The following is a 17,730-nucleotide window of genomic DNA, read 5'->3' on the forward strand; positions in this document are numbered from 1 at the left end:
AAATCTCAGTGCCGTTAAGACGCATGGGGCATCGGAATGTCTGATGGCGCTTTGAAATTTTTCAGGCGGGGTAGATCAGCGTGACCAGGTCGGTGTAGCGCGTGGTGCGTACGGCGAGGGCCCGGGACAGCACATCGAGCATCTGGTCGGGGTGGTCGAGGTTGAGAATCAGGCTCACGCGTCGGGCGGCCAGTTGCTTGTCCATGATGAAAATCCGGCCCTTGCGCCAACGCTGCAGTGCATCGACCACGGTCAGCAGCGGCTCATTGAAGAACACCAGCCGGCCCTTGCGCCAGGCCAGCATCTGCGCCAGCTCCGCACGTTGTATGTCACCCGTCGCACGGGCGCTGAAACTGAGCGAAAGGCCTTCTTCCAGCTCTGTCTGCTGCCCGGCCGTCAGCACTTGCACACGCCCTTGGCTAACCGCCACCAGCCCCGCGTCGTTTTCGCACGACACGCAAAACTCGCCTTCGCCGGTGTGCAGTCGCCCAGCTTGGGTATTGATACTGAACTCACCCGCAGCGCTCGGCCGAACCCTGAAAAACGCTTGGCCGTGAAGCAGTTCGACTGCCCGGCGGGTTGCTGAAAAGTCCAGGTTCATCGCCGTGTGGCCGGCCATCTCGACCGTCGAGCCGTCGGGCAGGTACGCGATGCGGCGCTCGCCCACGGCGGTGCGCAGGTCGGCGAACGGTGAGTCCACGCCGTTCAGCCACAACGTGCCGGCGCCTGCAGTCACCGCAGCAGCACTGGCGGCCAGCCCCAGGCCGACGAAGCGGCGCCGGGAAAGCCGCGCCGGGGCCACAGGGGCGGCGGCGGGCGAGGGCTGCAGCAGCAGCGCCGAAGCGGCCCACAGGTTTTCGAGTTCGGCATAGGCCTGGGCATGGCGCACATCGGCGGCCATCCACGCCGACCATGCCGCCCGTTGCTCAGGTGTGGGCGCACCGCCGTGGAACAGCGCAAACCAGGCGTTTGCCTGGTGGCTGATGTCATCGGCAGCGGTGTGATCCATCGGCTCTGGCTTCACTGGGACATGCCCTGTTTCAACAATTCCAGTGCCTTCACCATACGGCTGTACGCCGTCTTGGGGGAGATGCCAAGCCGTGTACCGATGTCGGCATAGGTCATGCCTTCGACCCGTACCATCAGGAAAACCTCGCGGCAGGGCGCAGGCATGTTCTGGATCACGGTATTCAGCGCGGCCAGTTGCTGATTGGCAATGGCGGCCTGTTCCAGCGTTGCGCTCGGCTGGGCCGTCGCGTGCACTTCCTGCGAGTCGAGCGGCTCGCTCTTGCGGTGTTGCTGACGGCGGGTGTGGTCGATGAACAGGTTGCGTGCGCTGGAAAACAGGTAAGCGCGAAAGTTCTCGATGCGGCTGCGGCCCATCTGCTCGGAAAGCCGGATGAATGCGTCCTGGGTCAGGTCGGCGGCGGTTTCCTTGCAACGCAGGCGGCGGTCCAGGTACTCCTGAATCTCCTCGCGATGGGCAAGGTAGAGGGCCTTGAGATCTGAACCGGACATGGGGCCACCTTAGCGGGCGTGTGAACGAGGGCGGCAAAATAGCACAAATGAGAATTGTTTTGATTGGTGTTTTTCGCGCGTCACCTCGCGTTTTTACGCATTCTTTATGCCTTACCTCACCCCTTGATCTCGCCCCTTTACGCCCCTCCCTCGGACAATTCCCTCAAAGCGGCCCAAGCCGCACCACGGGGAGCTTCACACATGAACATGCTCGACGGGCTGTCACTGCTGCTGGCAGTGGCATTGGCTATTTACCTGCTGGTGGCGCTGCTGCGCGCCGATCGCAGCTAGGGAGTGGCCATGCACAGTTACGACTTTGCCTTGTTATTGGCGTTTTTCCTCATCGTGCTACTACCGGCACCTTGGCTCGGGCGGTTCTACTACAAAGTGATGGAAGGCCAGCGCACCTGGCTGTCACCGGTATTGGGACCGGTGGAGCAGGGCTGCTATCGGTTGGCGGGCGTTCGCGCCGACCAGGAGCAGAGCTGGAAGCAATACACCCTGGCCTTGCTGGCCTTCAACCTGGTCGGGTTCCTGCTGCTGTTTGCCGTGCTGTTGCTGCAGGGGTATCTGCCGCTCAACCCACAGCACCTTCCCGGCCAGGAATGGTCGCTGGCGTTCAACACCGCCGTGAGCTTCGTTACCAACACCAACTGGCAGGGCTACAGCGGCGAGGCGTCGGTCAGCTACCTGAGCCAGATGCTCGGCCTGACCGTGCAGAACTTCGTCAGCGCCGCCACTGGCCTGGCGGTACTCGTGGCGCTGTGCCGCGGTATTGCCCGTCGTTCGACCGCCACCCTGGGCAATTTCTGGGTCGACATGACCCGCGCCACCCTCTACGGCCTGCTACCGCTGTGCCTGGTGCTGGCGCTGCTGCTGGTCTGGCAGGGCGTGCCGCAGACTTTTGCCGACTACGCCCACGCGCTGACCTTGCAAGGCAGCGAGCAGACCATCCCGCTTGGCCCGGCGGCCAGTCAGATTGCGATCAAGCAACTGGGCACCAACGGTGGTGGCTTCTTTGGCGTCAACTCGGCGCACCCGTTCGAAAACCCCAGCGCCTGGAGCAACCTGTTCGAGGTGGCCTCGATCATCCTCATCCCGGTGGCGCTGGTGTTCACCTTCGGCCACTACGTGAAGGACCTGCGCCAGAGCCGGGCGATTCTGGCCTGCATGCTGAGCCTGTTCCTCATCGGTGGGGCTACCGCGTTGTGGTCCGAACACCAGCCCAACCCGGCACTTGAAAGCCCACAGGTTCAACAGAGCGCGCCGATGGAGGGCAAGGAAAGCCGCTTCGGTACCACCGGCTCGGTGTTGTGGACAGTGACCACCACCGCCGCCTCCAATGGCTCGGTCAATGCCATGCACGACAGCCTCAACCCGCTGACCGGCATGGTCGCGATGGTCAACATGATGGTGGGAGAGGTGATCTTCGGCGGTGTGGGCGCGGGGCTCTACGGCATGTTGTTGTTCGTGCTGATCGCCGTGTTCCTGGCCGGCCTGATGATAGGCCGCACGCCGGAGTACCTGGGCAAGAAGCTGCAGGCGCGGGAAGTGCAGTTGCTGGTGGCGACCTTGCTGGTGATGCCGGTTGGCGTGCTGGTGCTGGGCGCCATCGCTGCCAGCCTGCCGGGCCCGGCGGCTGCGGTGAGCAACCCGGGTGCCCATGGCTTCAGCCAACTGCTGTACGCCTACACCTCGGGCACCGCCAATAACGGCTCGGCGTTTGCCGGTTTCGGTGCCAACACGGTGTACCACAACCTGATGATCGGCCTGGCCATGCTTATCGGCCGCTTCGGTTACATCCTGCCGATACTGGCCCTGGCTGGCAGCCTGGCGGCGAAAAAGAGCGCGCCCCAGGGGCTGAACAGCTTCCCCACCCACGGCCCGCTGTTCACCGGCCTGTTGCTGGTGACCATCTTGCTGGTGGGGGGCCTGACCTTCCTGCCGACCTTGGCCCTTGGGCCAATCGCCGAATACCTGAGCCTGGGCTTCTGAGGAGCCGACCATGAACATGCCCATTGCTGATGTAAAAGCCCCTCGCAACGCCAAGGACCAGACCCGCTTCGCCGCGCTCTGGCGCCCGGCCCTGGTCCAGGCCTTCGTCAAGTTGGACCCGCGCCAGCTCAAGCGCTCACCGGTCATGCTGGTGGTTGCCCTGACCGCTGTGCTCACCACCGTGTTGTGCGTTGCCCCTGGTAGTGGCGTGAGCACGGCTGTTGCGGTGCAGATCGCCCTGTGGCTGTGGTTCACCGTACTGTTCGCCAACTTCGCCGAAGCCCTGGCCGAAGGCCGAGGCAAGGCCCGCGCCGACAGCCTCAAGGCGGGGAGCCAGGGGCTCACCGCCCAGCGTCGCGACAGCGCGGGTGTATTCCAGACGGTCGCCGCCAACGCGTTGCGCAAGGACGATGTGGTCAAGGTGGTCGCCGGTGAGCTGATCCCCGGCGACGGCGAAGTGCTCGAAGGCATCGCCGCCGTCAACGAGGCGGCCATCACCGGCGAGTCTGCCCCGGTAATTCGCGAGTCCGGCGGCGACCGCTCGGCGGTGACCGGCAACACGCGGCTGGTGTCCGACTGGCTGCTGATCCGCATCACCAGCAACCCGGGCGAGTCGACCCTGGACCGCATGATCGCCTTGGTCGAGGGGGCCAAGCGGCAGAAGACGCCTAACGAGATTGCCCTGGATATCCTGCTGATCGGCCTGACCCTGATCTTCCTGGTCGTGGTGGTGACCTTGCAGCCGTTCGCCCACTTCGCCGGCGGTAGCCTGCCGTTGATCTTCCTCGCCGCGCTGCTGGTGACGTTGATCCCCACCACCATTGGCGGCTTGCTGTCGGCCATTGGCATTGCCGGCATGGACCGCCTGGTCCGGCTCAATGTCATCGCCCGCTCCGGCCGCGCGGTGGAAGCCGCTGGCGACGTGCATACACTGATGCTCGACAAGACCGGCACCATCACCTTCGGCAACCGCCGTTGCAGTGCCCTGCATGCCGCCACCGGGGTAACCGCCAAAGAGCTGGGCGAGGGCGCCTTGCTCGCTTCGCTGGCCGATGACACCGCCGAAGGCAAGTCGATCGTCGAATACCTGCGTCAGTTGCACGACTTTGTCGAACCGGTCACCGGGCAGTTCGAGGCCATTGCCTTCAGCGCCGAGACGCGCCTGTCAGGCATCGATTTCCAGCAGCATCGCTACCGCAAGGGTGCGGTCGATGCGGTGCTGGCCTTTGTCGGCATGCAGCGCCTGGAAATGCCCGCCGCGCTGGCCCGCGAGGTCGAGCGGATTGCCCAGAGTGGCGGCACACCGCTGCTGGTGTGTGTCGACAAACGCCTGCTTGGGGTAATCCATCTCAAGGACGTGGTCAAACCGGGTATTCGCGAGCGCTTTGCCGAGCTGCGCAAGCTGGGCATCCGCACCGTGATGGTGACCGGTGACAACCCGCTGACCGCCGCTGCCATTGCCGCCGAGGCGGGGGTCGACGACGTCCTGGCCGAGGCCACCCCAGAGAAGAAACTGGCGCGGATCCGCCAGGAGCAGAACGACGGCCGCTTGGTCGCCATGTGCGGCGACGGCGCCAACGACGCCCCGGCGCTGGCCCAGGCCGACGTCGGCATGGCCATGAACGATGGCACCCAGGCGGCCCGCGAGGCAGCCAACATGGTCGACCTGGACAGCGACCCGACCAAGTTGCTGGATGTGGTTCAGGTCGGCAAGGAATTGCTGGTGACCCGCGGCGCCTTGACCACCTTCTCGATTGCCAACGACGTGGCCAAGTACTTCGCCATCCTGCCGGCCTTGTTCGCCGCCATCTACCCGCAGCTGGGCGTGCTCAACCTGATGCACCTGGCCAGCCCGCAGAGCGCGATCTTGTCGGCGATCGTGTTCAACGCGCTGATCATCATCGCGCTGATTCCGTTGGCCTTGCGCGGTGTGCGGGTGCAGGCGGCGAGCGCGGCCCACCTGTTGCGGCGCAACCTGCTCATCTACGGCTTGGGCGGCATCATCGTGCCGTTTGCCGGGATCAAGCTGATCGACATGCTGCTCAATGCCCTGCACCTGGTCTGAGGAGGCCGCCATGAACACTTATGTACGCCCGGCCCTGAGCCTGGCCTTGCTGATGACGTTGCTTACTGGCGCACTGTATCCGTTGGCGGTGACCGGTATCGCCCAGGTCGCCTTCCCTGAACAGGCCAGCGGCAGCCTGGTGCGCGACGCCCAGGGCCAGGTGCGCGGTTCGGCCCTGATCGCCCAGGATTTCCAAGGCGATGGCTGGTTCCATTCGCGGCCTTCGGCAGGGGCCTATGCCACGGTTGCCAGCAGTGCCAGCAACCTGTCGCCGAGCAATCCGGCCTTGGCCGAGCGGGTGGCCAGTGATGCCGGCGCGCTGTATCGAACGCAACAAGGCCCGGTGCCTCAAGCCTTGCTGACGACCTCGGGCAGCGGCCTGGACCCGCATTTGCCGCCGCAGGCCGTGGCCTACCAGATTCCGCGTGTGGCTGCGGCCCGCAAGGTGCCGGAGGAGCGCTTGCAAGCCTTGCTTGAAGAGGCCACCCTCCACCCATTGATCGGGCCGCCTGTGGTCAACGTCCTGGCACTGAACCAGGCCTTGGAGACGTTGGGGCATTGAGACGGGGGCCTGCAACGCAGGCCCAACGATCGCCGCATTATTGAAGGATGACACATGAGTGATTCCGCCCGCGCAGACGCGCTGTTGGCCAACCTGCCGCGCGCTGGGCGCGGCAGGCTGAAAGTGTTTCTCGGCGCCGCACCCGGGGTGGGCAAGACCTACGCCATGCTGCAAGCCGCCCACACCCAGCAACGCCAGGGCGTGCAGGTGCTGGCCGGGGTGGTCGAGACCCACGGCCGCGCCGAAACCGAAGCGCTGCTCGGCGGCATGCCCCAGCAGCCACTGCTGCGCAGCGATTACCGCGGCGTCACGCTTGAAGAAATGGACCTGGACGGCCTGCTCAGCGCGGCGCCAGCCCTGGCCCTGGTCGACGAGCTGGCGCACACCAACGCACCCGGCAGCCGCCATGCCAAGCGCTGGCAGGACGTGCAGGAACTGCTCGCCGCCGGCATCGACGTCTACACCACCGTCAACGTGCAACACCTGGAGAGCCTCAACGACAAGGTCCGCGACATCACCGGCGTGCAGGTGCGTGAAACCCTGCCGGACTGGGTGCTGCAGGAAGCTTTCGAACTGGTACTGATCGACCTGCCGCCCCGCGAGCTGCTCGAACGCCTGCGCGAAGGCAAGGTGTACGTGCCGGAGCAGGCGCGGGCGGCCATCGATGCGTACTTCTCGCAGACCAACCTGACCGCCCTGCGTGAACTGGCCATGCAGACGGCCGCCGCCCAGGTCGATGCCGACCTGGCCCACGGCTATCGCCAGCGCGGCCAGGAAGCCCCTGCCTTGCGCGGGCGGCTGTTGGTTGGCGTCGATGGCGACGACCAGGCCGAACGCCTGGTGCGCCATGCCAGCCGGGTGGCTCAGCGCCGTCACTTACCCTGGAGCCTGGTGCACGTGGACAACGGTCGCCTGCGTGACGAGGCGGCGCGTCAGCGCTTGCAGGCTGCGCAGCAACTGGCCGAGCGCCTGGGGGGCGAAGTGGTGCTGTTGCGGGCCGGCGAAGTGGCGCGCACGTTGATTCAGCATGCGCTCGAACGCCGGGCCAGCCTGGTGCTGGTGGGGCAGTCGCGCGATCGCCTGCGTCGACGCCTGTTGGGGGCGGGGGTTGCGGCGCGGCTATTGCGCGAAAGCCATGGGCTGGAAATCAACGTGCTCGACCGCGATGCCCAGCCGCAACCGGCCCGCTCGGCGGTCAAGCGTGTGTGGGTGTGGCGGCATTATCTGCTGGCCCTGCTGGCCACCGTCATGGCGGCCGGCCTGGCCTGGGCGGTGTCGAGCGTGCTGGCGCTGCCTAATATCTCCTTGGTGTTTCTTGCTGCAGTGTTGCTGGTGGCGGTGCGCAGCAGCCTGGGGCCGGCGCTGGCGTGTGCGGCGTTGTCGTTCCTGACGTACGACTTCTTGTTCATCCCGCCGAATTTCTCCTTCAGCATCCAGCGCGAAGAAGACGTGCTAACCCTGGTGTTCTTTCTGCTCATGGCCGCCCTCACGGGTAACCTGGCGGCCCGTCAGCGCCGCCAGCTGCAGGCACTGCGCGAAACCCAGGCGCAAACCAGCCAACTGCTCGACCTGTCGCGTCGGCTGACCGTCGCCACCGACCGCCAGGCAGTGTTCAACGCCGCCGGCCAGCACCTGGACGGTTGGCAGGACCTGCACGTATGCCTGCTCGAACGTGATGCCGAGGGCCTGTTGCGCGTCGCCAGTGGCGAAGCCCACGCACTGAGCGACAACGAACGGGCCGCTGCCGACTGGGCCTGGCAACACGGTCAGGCAGCGGGCCAGGGCAGCGATACCTTGCCCAATGGCCGCTGGTGGTGGTGGCCCTTGGCGGTGGAGGATCAGCCGCTGGCGCTGCTCGGCGTGCGCTCGCGCACTGGCGACCCGCTCAGCGACCCGCGCCGGCGCCTGCTCACGGCCCTGGGCCAGCCGCTGGCCCAGGCGCTGGCCCGCGCGCGGCTGGCCGAACAACTGGAGGCCGCGCGCCTGCACGGCGAAACCGAACAGCTGCGCAGCGCCTTGCTCGCGTCGGTGTCCCATGACCTGCGCACGCCGCTGACCGCCATGCGCGGCAGTATCGACAGCTTGCTGGCGCTGGGCGAGGCGATCCCCGAACAAGACCGGCGCGAACTGCTGGAAGGCACGCGTGACGAGGCCGAGCGCCTGGACCGCTACATCCAGAACTTGCTCGACATGACCCGCCTGGGCCACGGCGGCCTCAAGCTTGCCCGTGACTGGGTAGCCCCCGTAGACATCGTCGGCAGCGCGCTCAACCGCCTGCGTGTGGTGCTGGCGCCATTGCGCGTGCACACCTTGGTGCCGACCGAGTTGCCGTTGCTGTTTGTCCATGCGGCATTGATCGAGCAGGCGCTGGTCAATGTGCTGGAGAACGCCGCACGCTTCTCCCCGGCCAACGGTCGGCTGGAGCTGCAGGTGTCGGTGGTGGACGCGAAATTGCACATGGCCGTGCGCGACCAGGGCCCCGGCATCCCCTTGGCGGAGCGGGAGAAGATTTTCGACATGTTCTACACCGCCGCCCGTGGAGATCGAGGCGGGCAGGGCACCGGCCTGGGCCTGGCCATCTGCCAGGGCATGATTGGCGCCCATGGCGGGCAGATCCTGGTGGGTGACGGCATCGATGGCCAGGGCACCGGCATCACTCTATGCTTGCCGCTGCCCCCTCAACCCGAAGCTGAAAGCGAAACCCCATGAGCCAACCCGCCACCCTTTTGGTTATCGACGACGAGCCGCAGATCCGCAAGTTCTTGCGTATCAGCCTGATGTCCCAAGGCTACAAGGTGCTCGAAGCTGCCACCGGCAGCGAGGGCCTGGCGCAAGCCGCATTGGGTAAACCCGACTTGGTGGTGCTCGATCTCGGCCTGCCGGACATGGACGGCCAGCAGGTACTGCGTGAGTTGCGCGAATGGAGCGCGGTGCCGGTGCTGGTGCTGTCGGTGCGTGCCAGCGAGGTGCAGAAGGTCGATGCACTGGACGGCGGGGCCAATGACTATGTGACCAAACCGTTTGGCATTCAGGAGTTTCTGGCGCGGGTGCGTGCCCTGTTGCGCCAGGTGCCGCAGGCCGGTGGCGGTGAGGTGGCCGCCAGTTTCGGGCCGTTGACCGTGGACTTCGCCTTCCGCCGGGTAACCCTGGAGGGCGTGGAGGTCGCGTTGACGCGCAAGGAGTATGCGCTGCTGGCCCAGTTGGCCGGGCACCCGGGCCGGGTGATTACCCAGCAGCAGTTGCTCAAGGACATCTGGGGGCCGACCCATGTCGACGATACCCACTACCTGCGCATCGTGGTCGGGCATCTGCGCCAGAAGCTCGGGGATGACCCAATGGCGCCGCGGTTCATCATCACCGAGGCGGGGGTGGGCTACAGGCTGGTAGCGCCAGGCCCGTGAGCGGACGGCGTGGCATCAGGCCCTGGGCGGCTCTTTTTCGAACAGCTGGCGCATGACCTCCAGATAGCGCCGCGCGCCCAGGCCCAAGGGCCGCGGTTTGACCCAGATGATGTCGACCCACAAGCGTAACCGGCTGGCCATGTTGTCGAAGCGCACCTCGGCCAATGCGCCCGAGGCAATCAACGGCTCAACCAGCGGCTGCGGCAGGTAGGCCCAACCCAGGCCGGATTGCACCAGGTCCAGCGTCGCCAGGTAGCTGTCGGTCAGCCAGATCCGCCGCGACAGCACCATGCGCGGGTCGGAGCCGGTGGCTTTGCCGGAGGCCACGATGATTTGCCGTTGCTCGGCGAATGCCTCTTCCGGCAGCGGCGTGCCGTTGTTGCGCCCGGCGGGGTGGCGCGGTGAAGCAACGGCCACCAGCAGTTGGCTGCCGGCTTCAAGAAACGACTCGCGCTCATCGATCCCGGGCCGTTCGAATACCAGGGCCAACTGCACGCTGCCGTCGTGCAGCAAGCGTATGGCTTCGGCTTGGGTGGCCGAACGTACTTCGATCTCAAGGCTGGGGAATTCCTGCGCGAGGGTTTCCAGGGGCTGGCTCCAGCGGCCGGTCTGCAGCTCGGGCGCCATGGCGATGGTCAGGCGTTTTTCCAGCCCCTTGTGCAGTTGCAGGGCCTGGGCGTCCAACAAGTTGAGCTGGCAGATCACCTGCCTGGCCTGCGGTTCGAGCGCCAGTGCTGCGCTGGTCGGCAAGGCTTTGCGTGTGGCACGGTCGAACAGGGCCAGGTCCAGTTCTGCTTCCAGCTGGGCGATGGCCATGCTCACGGCCGAAGGCACGCGCCCCAGCTTGCGTGCGGCTGCAGAAAACGACCCTGCCTCCAGTACCGCCAGAAAGACTGCAAGAGAGTCGCTGGTAAAGGCCATCGTCAGAACCCTCCTTGGCGGGCTACAAGTCTTCCGACAGGATACGGTCCACGCTGTCGACAAAGTAGTCCACGCTCGCCTGGGTGGTACACATCGGCGGTTTGATCTTGAGGATGTTCAGGTAGTCGCCGGTCGGTTGCATGAAGATGCCCAGCTCGCGCAGGCGATCGCACAGCAGCAGGGTCTCCTCGGTCGCCGGCTCCAGCGTCTGCCGGTCGCGCACCAGCTCCAGGCCCAGGTAGAAGCCCGAGCCATGCGCTGCGCCGGCGAGCGGGTGCTTGTCGACCAATGCCTGCAAGCGTGCCTTGAAATAGCGCCCGGTGTCGCGGGCGTTGTCCCACAGCCCTTCCTCCTGCATCACGTCCAGCACCGCCATGCCGATGCGGCAACTGACCGGGCTACCCCCCGCCGACGAGAAGAAGTAGCCCTGCGCCTCCAGCGCCTCGGCTATCTCACGCCGGGTGATCACCACGCCCAGCGGCTGGCCGTTGCCCATGCCCTTGGCCATGGTGATGATGTCGGGCACCACGCCTTGTTCCTCAAAGCCCCAGAAGTACTCGCCCAGCCGGCCATAACCGACCTGCACTTCGTCGGCGATGCACACGCCGCCCCGGGCGCGCACCTTGGCATAGGCGTCGGCCAGATAGCCCGCGGGCAGCGAGATGCCGCCGGCATTGCCGTACACCGGCTCGCAAATGATGCCAGCCAGCTGACGGCCTCGGCCATCGAGCTCGGCCAGCTTGGCATCGACGTCACGCAGGTAGTCGGCGGCGCTGTCGGCACCGCGAAAACGCCCACGGAAGGTGTTCGGCGCCTCGACCGGGTGCACCCAGTCTGGCCGGGTCTCCAGTGCCTGCGGGTTATCGGCGATGGACGTTGATATGGCGTCGGTGGCCACCGACCAGCCGTGGTAGGCCTCCAGCACGCTGAGCAGGTCGCGCCCGCCGCTGTAGGCCCAGGCCAGGCGGATGGCCAGGTCGTTGGCCTCGGTGCCGCTGTTGACCAGAAACACCCGGTCGAAGCCTTCCGGCGCCAGTTTGAGCAGGCGTTCGGAGAACTCGGCGATGGCGGCGTAATGGAAGCGCGAGTTGGTGTTGAGCAGCGACCACTGCCGCGCCGACTCGGCCACCATGCGTGGGTGGCCATGGCCAAGCACGGCAACGTTGTTGAGCATGTCCAGGTACGAACGGCCCTGCATGTCGACCAGGTAGTTGCGCCAGCCGCGTTCGATATGCGGCGGTTGCGCGTAGTAGTGCTTCTGCGAGCGGGCGAAGCTTGCGTCGCGGCGTGCCAGCAGCGCCTGCGGGTCGGGCAGCGCTTCGGCGTCGCAGTCAACGCCTAGCAGCGCGGCAGGCGACGGGCATAGCGCCAGCCAGGCTGCGGCCTGGGAGGGCGTGGCGAAGAAGGGAGGGCGGGTAGCGTTATCCAGGCACAGCTGAACGCTGAGCACGCCATGGCTGCTACCCAGTGGTTGACCTTTTGCTACGGCTTGGCCATCCACCGGGGCATCTTCCAGACCCGTGAGCCACAAGGCCCAATGCGGCGTGTGCAGGCAGCCGCGGCCATCGCCATGACGCTGCCAAGTGCCGGCCTCGGGTGCCTGCAGCAGGGTGCCGTTCGGCACCTGCAACTCCACACCCAGCGCGCAGGTGGCAGGTTCTTCGGGGCGGTCGATATGGGTTTGTGACAGGCGATACTGGCCATGCAGCGTGCTCGCCGGGGTCGGTTGTGCGGCCAGCAGGTGCTGATCGAAACCTGGCTGCTCCCAGTTGCCCGCTTCGCAGTGCGGGCTGAGCACGCCCAGGTCGAGGCGTGCGACCGGCTGGCCGACCAGTTCGGGCAACAGGGGTGCACAACCGGCCAGCTCGGGCTTGCCGGGTTGAAGATTGGCCGCTTGCAGGATAGCCGCCTCCATCAACGCGAAAGGCACGGCGGTAGCGGTGTCGAAGATTTCCCATTCATGCGCGATGTTGTTGCGGATGTACTGATTGCCCGGCGCTATGGCGAGCTGTTGCTCGCTGCTCAGCACCAGCACCGCGGCGCGGTTGAGTACCAACGGCCACAGGGCCCGCAGTTCGGCCTCGCTCAGCGGGTTGAGCGCCTGGTAGGCACGCACCGCCGGCAGAACGCGCAGCGGGTCGCCTTCGGCATGGTGCAGCAGCGCAGCGCAGGTCACCGACAGGTCGGCGATGCGCCAGGTGCGCAGCAGGTCGCCGAAGTCGATCACGCCCTGCAACTGCCACTGGCGCTCGCCATCGCGGGCCCACACGGCGTTGTCGTCGGTCACGTCCAGATGCACGGCCTGGCAGGGCAGTTGGTCGGCCAGCGGTGCCAGGTGCGCAGCGGCCAGTTGGGTGGCTTGCTCGACCCGGACGCGTTGGCCTGCGTCCTGTAGCACGGGCAGCAGGTGCTGGATGAGTGCCTGGGCGTGCTGCGGATCCCACTGCAGGGTGCGGCTCAGGCCTGGGTGGTCAAAGTCGGCCAGGGCGTTGTCCAGCCGTGCGCAGAGCCCGCCCAGTTCGGCCATCAGGCGTGGTGGCATGTGTTTGAGGCGGGTCAGCGGCTGGCCGTCGATGTAGTCGAGCAGGCGTACGCGCAGTGGTTGGCCGGCGATGTCCAGTGCCAGCAGCGCTTGGCCGGTTTGTGCGGGGCGTACTGCGGGTACGGGCAAGCCCTGTTCACGCAGGTAGGCCAAGGCGGCGTGCTGGGCTTCCAGTTCGACCTGGGCGTAGCTGCCGTGGCAGGCCTTGAGTACGAAACGGCCTTGGGGGGAATCCAGGCGGAAGTTCAGGTCCTGCTGGCTGCCCAGCGACGTCAGGTTGCCAGCCAGGTTGTAATGGGTCTGCAGCAAGGCGTGCGCCTGGGCTTCGCTTAGCGAGGGGCTGGGCATGGCGGAGCGCTGGATCAGGGTGGCCAGGGCAGGGGCGGCTGGGTTTTGGCTGGGCATTGGGGGCTACCGTTGGTGCTGGGAGGCGGTAGGGAATTTATGCCCGTTTTGGTTGATGATGGAAGACGATTGTTGTCAGAATTTTTGATGATGAGGTGCATGTCAAAAAATTAGCAGCGCCTATGAGATCGAGCGCCGCCCGCGCGGCGCTCGATCTCATAGGCGCTGCTAATCTAACGACATGCCCTTGTAGCCTTCACCTCACCTCAAAAGCTGGCCTTCACCGACACCATGAAATTACGCGGTTCCCCATAGTAGTTGCCAAAGGTCTCTGTCCCGATGCTGGCGTAATAGCGCTTGTCGAACAGGTTGTTGCCGTTAAGCGCCACCGACCAGGTCTCATCGATCCGGTACCCGATCCGCCCATTCCACACCGCATAGCCCGCCTGGCTGATCTTCTCGCCACTGGCCGGCGAAAGCCGGAAGTTGTCACTTTGCGCATTCACCCCGGCGCCAATGCTGACCCGCTCCAATGCCCCCCCCAAGGTGTACTCACCCCACAAGCGCAACACATGGCGAGGCACATAGCTGTTGAACGCTGCGCCATTCAAACTGCTGTCGATATCATCCAGCGTCTTGGTCTGGGTATAGGTGTACCCCGCCAGCAACTGCAGCCGCTCGATCACTTCACCGCTGAGCTCGGCTTCGAACCCTTGGGCACGCACCCGGCCGGCGTTCACGTAGCAATAACCATCGGATGACGGGCAAGACGAGTTGAAGTCGGTTTGCGCCTGGTCTTTCTGAATGGTGCGGAAAAGGTTGAAGGCGCCGTTCAAACGGCCGTCGTACCAGGCACCCTTGATCCCCAGCTCATAGCTCTGGCCCACCAGTGGTTTGAGGGTGGAGCCGTCTTCTGCCCGGTAGTTGCCTTGCGGGGTGAAGATGTCCGAGTAGCTGGCGTAGGCCGTCAGGTTCTCGTTCAGGTCCAGCAGCACGCCGGCAAATGGTGTGACCTGCCCGGTCTCACGGGTGTTGGAGGGCTGCGATTCACCGCTTCTGATGAAGACGGAATCCGTCTTGGAGTCGTACCAGCTCACCCGGCCACCGACCACCACGGTCAACGGGTCGGCCAGTTTCAAGCGCAGGGTCGAGTAGAGGCCCTTTTGCGTGGTCTTGCTCTTGACCGGCCCGCCGCGCGACGAGTTTTCGATGAAGTAACTGTCATCGGGCTCGGGGATGAACTTGTCGGGGTTGAACACATTCTGGCGCTGCGGCAGAAACGCCACCGAGTAAAAGTCGTCCTTGTTCGAGCGGCTGGCGTTCATGCCCAGCACCAGTTCATGTTGCTGGCCGAACGCGTCGAACTTGCCATCCAGGTAGGCGTCCAGGCCGTAGTCGACCTGGTCGTAGTCATACATGCTGCCCAGCATGCCGGTGGTGTCGATGCCGGGCGTTACCGCGCCCGAAGCGAACGCGTACTTGATGTCCTGGGTGTTCTTTGTATAAACACTGGCAACTTTGAGCTTCCAGTCTTCATTGACCTGGTGGGTGAGGTCGCTGAACACGGTCGTGCGCTTGCTGCGCCAGGTGTTCCACGAGGGGTCGAGGCAGGTCGAGCGGCTGAGGTTGAGGTCGCTGCGGTCCTTGTAGCGCGGCAGGCCACCCCAGCACGGGTTGGCGTCGACATCTTCATAGGCAATGCCCAGCCCCAGGGTCGTGTCGGGGCTCAGGTCGAAGTCGAGCGCGCCGTAATACACCTGGTCCTTGCGGTTGGCGTCGTCTACAAAATAGTGCCGGCTCTGCTCGGCCACCACCGCCCGGCCACGCAGGGTGCCGGCCGCGTTCAGCGGGCCGCCGGTGTCGATCTGCCCGCGGTAGTTGTCCCAGCTGCCACCGGACAAGGTGATGTCGGTATGCGCGTCGGCAAGGCCACGCTTGCGCACGAAGTTCACCCCGCCTGCGGTGCCGCCCGAGCCCTTCATCATGCCTGCAGCGCCGCGCAGCACTTCGACCCGGTCGTAATACGCCATGTCACTGCTGAAGCTGTCGGCCTGGACATACAGGTTGCCCATGTCCAACGGCACGCCGTCGTACTGGTACTGGCCCGACATGCGGAACCCGCGCGAGTAGAAGTATTTGCCGCCCATGGTCGAGTCGTACACGGTAATGCCCGGCGTCTTCTCCATGACCTGGTCGATGGTGTACAGGTTCTGGTCGTCCATCATCTTGCGCGTCATCACCGTGACCGATTGCGGCGTCTCTTTCAGCGAGTGCTCGCCCTTGCCGATGGTCACCCCGCCGGTGGTGTACGAGCCGCTGTTTTCAGTGGTCGCGCCCAGCACCTGGCTGGTGATGTTGGTGGCCCCCAGCTCCATCGCCGAACCCGAAGACGGCACGGCCCGCAGCACATAGGTACCGTTTGACTGCGGCTCGGCCTGCAGGCCGCTGCCTGCCAGAATCTGGGTGAAGCCTTCGCTGACACCGAATGCCCCTTTGAGCCCTGCGCTGTGCAAGCCGTCGGTCTGCTTGGCATCGAACGACAGCGCAGCCCCCGCTGCACTGGCATAGCGGCTGAGCACTTCGGTCAGGCTGCCCCCGGCAATGTCGAACGTCCTGACGCCGTTCTGCTGCACCGGCACCTGTGCCGCGAACGTCATCATGGGCCAGGCACCCGCAGTGGTTGCCGCCAACAGCCCGATTTTTACCGCCGTCGCCAGACGACCACGCTTGAACACTCCAGACATGCCAATCCTCCCCCAGAAAACGATCAATGAATCCCATTGGGGGATGAGCCGAACGATGCGAACAAAAAGTGCAAAAGCGCCGGAAGTTTTTTCAACTCACAGCGCCAGTGGGCTGTCAGGGGGTGACACGTTGACCCAAAAACGGCTGAAGCGCGTGACGCGCAGCGCAAAGCCGCTTTCCAGCGCCGCCAGCGCTCGGTCGGTGTCATCGATGGGGAATGCGCCCGAGACCTTCAATTGCGCAATGCGCGGGTCGCAGCGCAGCACCCCGGTGCGATAGCGCGACAGGTCGGCAAGCAGTTCGGCCAAGGGGCGATCGAGGGCAATGATGCTGCCTTGCTGCCAAGCCCCCACAGACGCGTCGTTGCGCCGTAGTGCCCCCACCGAGCGGTCAGAAAAGGCAATGGATTGCCCAGCCTCCACACGCACGGCCAGAGCACCGCTGGCCGCCCTGACTTCCACCGCTTTTTCGAGGACCGCCACTTCACCGCCCAGCGCTTGGGCGCGCACGATAAAGCGCGTGCCCAGCGCGCGTACCTGGCCATGCCGGGTGCGCACCGTGAACGGCCGTTGCGCGGGGTCCACAGCAGTGGTGACCAGAATCTCACCGCGCAGCAGTTCCAGCACCCGTTGCTGGCCGTCGTATTTGAGGTTCACCGATGTGTCGGTGTTGAGCAGCAGCGAGCTGCCATCGGCCAGGCGAAATGTACGGCGTTCACCGACGGCGGTGCGGTAGTCGGCAAACTGTTGCTGGGCAGTGTCGCTGCGCCAACCCAGCCAGCCCAGCGACGTCGCCGGCACTAGCACGACCACACTGCGCAGCAACTGGCGCCGAGAGCGCTCGGCACCGCGCAGGGCAGGTGCCGCCAGGGCGCCGGGCACGCTTGTCATCTGCTCGGCCACGGCGGCCATGCGTTGCCAGGATTGGCGGTGAACCGGGTCGGCAACCAGCCAGTCGTTCCAGGCGCGGCGGTCGGCATCGGTTGCGATGCCCGAATGAAGCCTTGCGTACCAGCGGGCGGCGACGCTGATGGCTTGCAACTCGGCAGGCGAAAGGCTCATGCCTGTTGCAACTGCATCAAGCAGCAATGCTCCATGGCCTTGGCCATGTAGTTGTTGACGCTGCGTACGCTGATGTTCAGTTGCTCGGCAATCTGCGGGTAGGTCAGGCCATCGAACTGCGACAGCATGAACACTTGCTTGACCTTGGTGCCAAGCCCTTGCAGCAGGCGGTCGATTTCCACCAGTGCCTGCAACAAAATCGCCTGTTCCTCCAGCGAAGGCTGCAGCGCTTCGGGCAGGGTAGCCAAGGCCTCCAGGTAGGCTTGCTCCAGTGAACGCCGGCGGATCAGATCGATCAACAGGCCTTTCGCGATTCTCGACAGGTAGGGGCGCGGCTCGCGAATGTCCAGCGCGCTGCGTGCCTTGATCACCCGCACGAAGGTGTCTTGCGTCAGGTCGGCGGCATCGAACGCATTGCCCAGGCGCTTGCGCAGCCAGCCATTGAGCCAGCCGTGGTGCTCGCAGTACAGGTCGTTGACGGCGCTATGCAGGGATAGATCGTTGGCGGACATGGTGATGGAATAGTTCGCGAGTGGTAATGAATCTTATTGTCGTGCGGCCTGTGGTTGCTTTGC

The 17,730-nt window shown here is 65.2% G+C and carries 13 protein-coding genes; 6 read left to right on the forward strand and 7 right to left on the reverse strand.

All coding sequences use genetic code 11. From position 1 onward, the window contains the following. Positions 1-61: 61 nt before the first annotated feature. Together HU766_RS13080 and HU766_RS13085 are read right to left on the reverse strand one after the other, a co-directional pair. The gene (locus HU766_RS13080) at positions 62-1,009 is read right to left on the reverse strand and encodes a FecR domain-containing protein (protein WP_186657306.1); all 948 of its coding nucleotides are present in this window, start codon (positions 1,007-1,009) and stop codon (positions 62-64) included. An 11-nt stretch (positions 1,010-1,020) separates the two neighbouring features. Further along, positions 1,021-1,518, reverse strand: coding sequence for an RNA polymerase sigma factor (locus HU766_RS13085; protein WP_186657309.1), 498 nt, complete (start codon positions 1,516-1,518; stop codon positions 1,021-1,023). 201 nt (positions 1,519-1,719) lie between these two features. Between HU766_RS13085 and kdpF the strand changes: the two genes are divergently transcribed. The 6 genes from kdpF to HU766_RS13115 are packed head-to-tail and all read left to right on the forward strand — an operon-like array spanning position 1,720 to position 9,541. Next, a complete protein-coding gene (gene kdpF, locus HU766_RS13090) occupies positions 1,720-1,809 on the forward strand; it encodes a K(+)-transporting ATPase subunit F (protein ID WP_033699240.1) in 90 nt (29 codons plus the stop codon). Positions 1,810-1,818: 9 nt separating this feature from the next. Continuing rightward, entirely contained in the window at positions 1,819-3,513 is a 1,695-nt protein-coding gene (kdpA, locus tag HU766_RS13095; RefSeq protein WP_186657321.1) for a potassium-transporting ATPase subunit KdpA, read from the forward strand. 10 nt (positions 3,514-3,523) lie between these two features. After that, a complete protein-coding gene (kdpB, locus tag HU766_RS13100; protein ID WP_033699236.1) occupies positions 3,524-5,578 on the forward strand; it encodes a potassium-transporting ATPase subunit KdpB in 2,055 nt (684 codons plus the stop codon). Positions 5,579-5,588: 10 nt separating this feature from the next. Then, the gene (kdpC, locus tag HU766_RS13105) at positions 5,589-6,140 is read left to right on the forward strand and encodes a potassium-transporting ATPase subunit KdpC (protein WP_186657323.1); all 552 of its coding nucleotides are present in this window, start codon (positions 5,589-5,591) and stop codon (positions 6,138-6,140) included. 54 nt (positions 6,141-6,194) lie between these two features. Further along, positions 6,195-8,849: a sensor histidine kinase KdpD gene (locus tag HU766_RS13110; RefSeq protein WP_186657326.1), complete on the forward strand. Its 2,655-nt coding sequence runs from the start codon at positions 6,195-6,197 to the stop codon at positions 8,847-8,849. Then, positions 8,846-9,541 carry a response regulator gene (locus HU766_RS13115; RefSeq protein ID WP_186657329.1) on the forward strand — a complete coding sequence of 232 codons (696 nt, stop codon included), beginning with the start codon at positions 8,846-8,848 and terminating at the stop codon, positions 9,539-9,541. The genes HU766_RS13110 and HU766_RS13115 overlap by 4 nt, the downstream gene beginning before the upstream one ends. 15 nt (positions 9,542-9,556) lie before the next feature. Here the strand turns inward: HU766_RS13115 and HU766_RS13120 are convergent, their stop codons facing one another. The 5 genes from HU766_RS13120 to HU766_RS13140 form a co-directional block, all read right to left on the reverse strand. Then, entirely contained in the window at positions 9,557-10,462 is a 906-nt protein-coding gene (locus HU766_RS13120; protein ID WP_033699229.1) for a LysR family transcriptional regulator, read from the reverse strand. Between the two features lie 22 nt (positions 10,463-10,484). Next, positions 10,485-13,409 (reverse strand): aminotransferase, encoded by a 2,925-nt coding sequence (locus tag HU766_RS13125; RefSeq protein WP_186657332.1) that lies wholly within the window; start codon positions 13,407-13,409, stop codon positions 10,485-10,487. Between the two features lie 206 nt (positions 13,410-13,615). Next, on the reverse strand, positions 13,616-16,093 hold the full coding sequence (locus tag HU766_RS13130; protein WP_186657336.1) for a TonB-dependent siderophore receptor: 2,478 nt from the start codon (positions 16,091-16,093) through the stop codon (positions 13,616-13,618). A gap of 96 nt (positions 16,094-16,189) precedes the next feature. Next, positions 16,190-17,155, reverse strand: coding sequence for a FecR domain-containing protein (locus tag HU766_RS13135; RefSeq protein WP_186657351.1), 966 nt, complete (start codon positions 17,153-17,155; stop codon positions 16,190-16,192). After that, on the reverse strand, positions 17,152-17,667 hold the full coding sequence (locus tag HU766_RS13140; RefSeq protein ID WP_156310922.1) for a sigma-70 family RNA polymerase sigma factor: 516 nt from the start codon (positions 17,665-17,667) through the stop codon (positions 17,152-17,154). Before HU766_RS13140 ends, HU766_RS13135 begins: the two co-directional genes overlap by 4 nt. Positions 17,668-17,730: the final 63 nt, after the last annotated feature.

Origin of the sequence: Pseudomonas sp. SWRI77, from assembly GCF_014269105.1 — a bacterium.
GTDB lineage: Bacteria > Pseudomonadota > Gammaproteobacteria > Pseudomonadales > Pseudomonadaceae > Aquipseudomonas > Aquipseudomonas capeferrum.

What these genes read in the sequence shown, in the direction of transcription:
- HU766_RS13085 (WP_186657309.1), bottom strand. Translation starts at nt 1,518, where the DNA reads ATGTCCGGTTCAGATCTCAAGGCCCTCTACCTTGCCCATCGCGAGGAG.
- HU766_RS13115 (WP_186657329.1), top strand. Translation starts at nt 8,846, where the DNA reads ATGAGCCAACCCGCCACCCTTTTGGTTATCGACGACGAGCCGCAGATC.
- kdpA (WP_186657321.1), top strand. Translation starts at nt 1,819, where the DNA reads ATGCACAGTTACGACTTTGCCTTGTTATTGGCGTTTTTCCTCATCGTG.
- HU766_RS13140 (WP_156310922.1), bottom strand. Translation starts at nt 17,667, where the DNA reads ATGTCCGCCAACGATCTATCCCTGCATAGCGCCGTCAACGACCTGTAC.
- HU766_RS13135 (WP_186657351.1), bottom strand. Translation starts at nt 17,155, where the DNA reads ATGAGCCTTTCGCCTGCCGAGTTGCAAGCCATCAGCGTCGCCGCCCGC.
- kdpB (WP_033699236.1), top strand. Translation starts at nt 3,524, where the DNA reads ATGAACATGCCCATTGCTGATGTAAAAGCCCCTCGCAACGCCAAGGAC.
- kdpF (WP_033699240.1), top strand. Translation starts at nt 1,720, where the DNA reads ATGAACATGCTCGACGGGCTGTCACTGCTGCTGGCAGTGGCATTGGCT.
- HU766_RS13120 (WP_033699229.1), bottom strand. Translation starts at nt 10,462, where the DNA reads ATGGCCTTTACCAGCGACTCTCTTGCAGTCTTTCTGGCGGTACTGGAG.
- kdpC (WP_186657323.1), top strand. Translation starts at nt 5,589, where the DNA reads ATGAACACTTATGTACGCCCGGCCCTGAGCCTGGCCTTGCTGATGACG.
- HU766_RS13110 (WP_186657326.1), top strand. Translation starts at nt 6,195, where the DNA reads ATGAGTGATTCCGCCCGCGCAGACGCGCTGTTGGCCAACCTGCCGCGC.
- HU766_RS13080 (WP_186657306.1), bottom strand. Translation starts at nt 1,009, where the DNA reads ATGGATCACACCGCTGCCGATGACATCAGCCACCAGGCAAACGCCTGG.
- HU766_RS13130 (WP_186657336.1), bottom strand. Translation starts at nt 16,093, where the DNA reads ATGTCTGGAGTGTTCAAGCGTGGTCGTCTGGCGACGGCGGTAAAAATC.
- HU766_RS13125 (WP_186657332.1), bottom strand. Translation starts at nt 13,409, where the DNA reads ATGCCCAGCCAAAACCCAGCCGCCCCTGCCCTGGCCACCCTGATCCAG.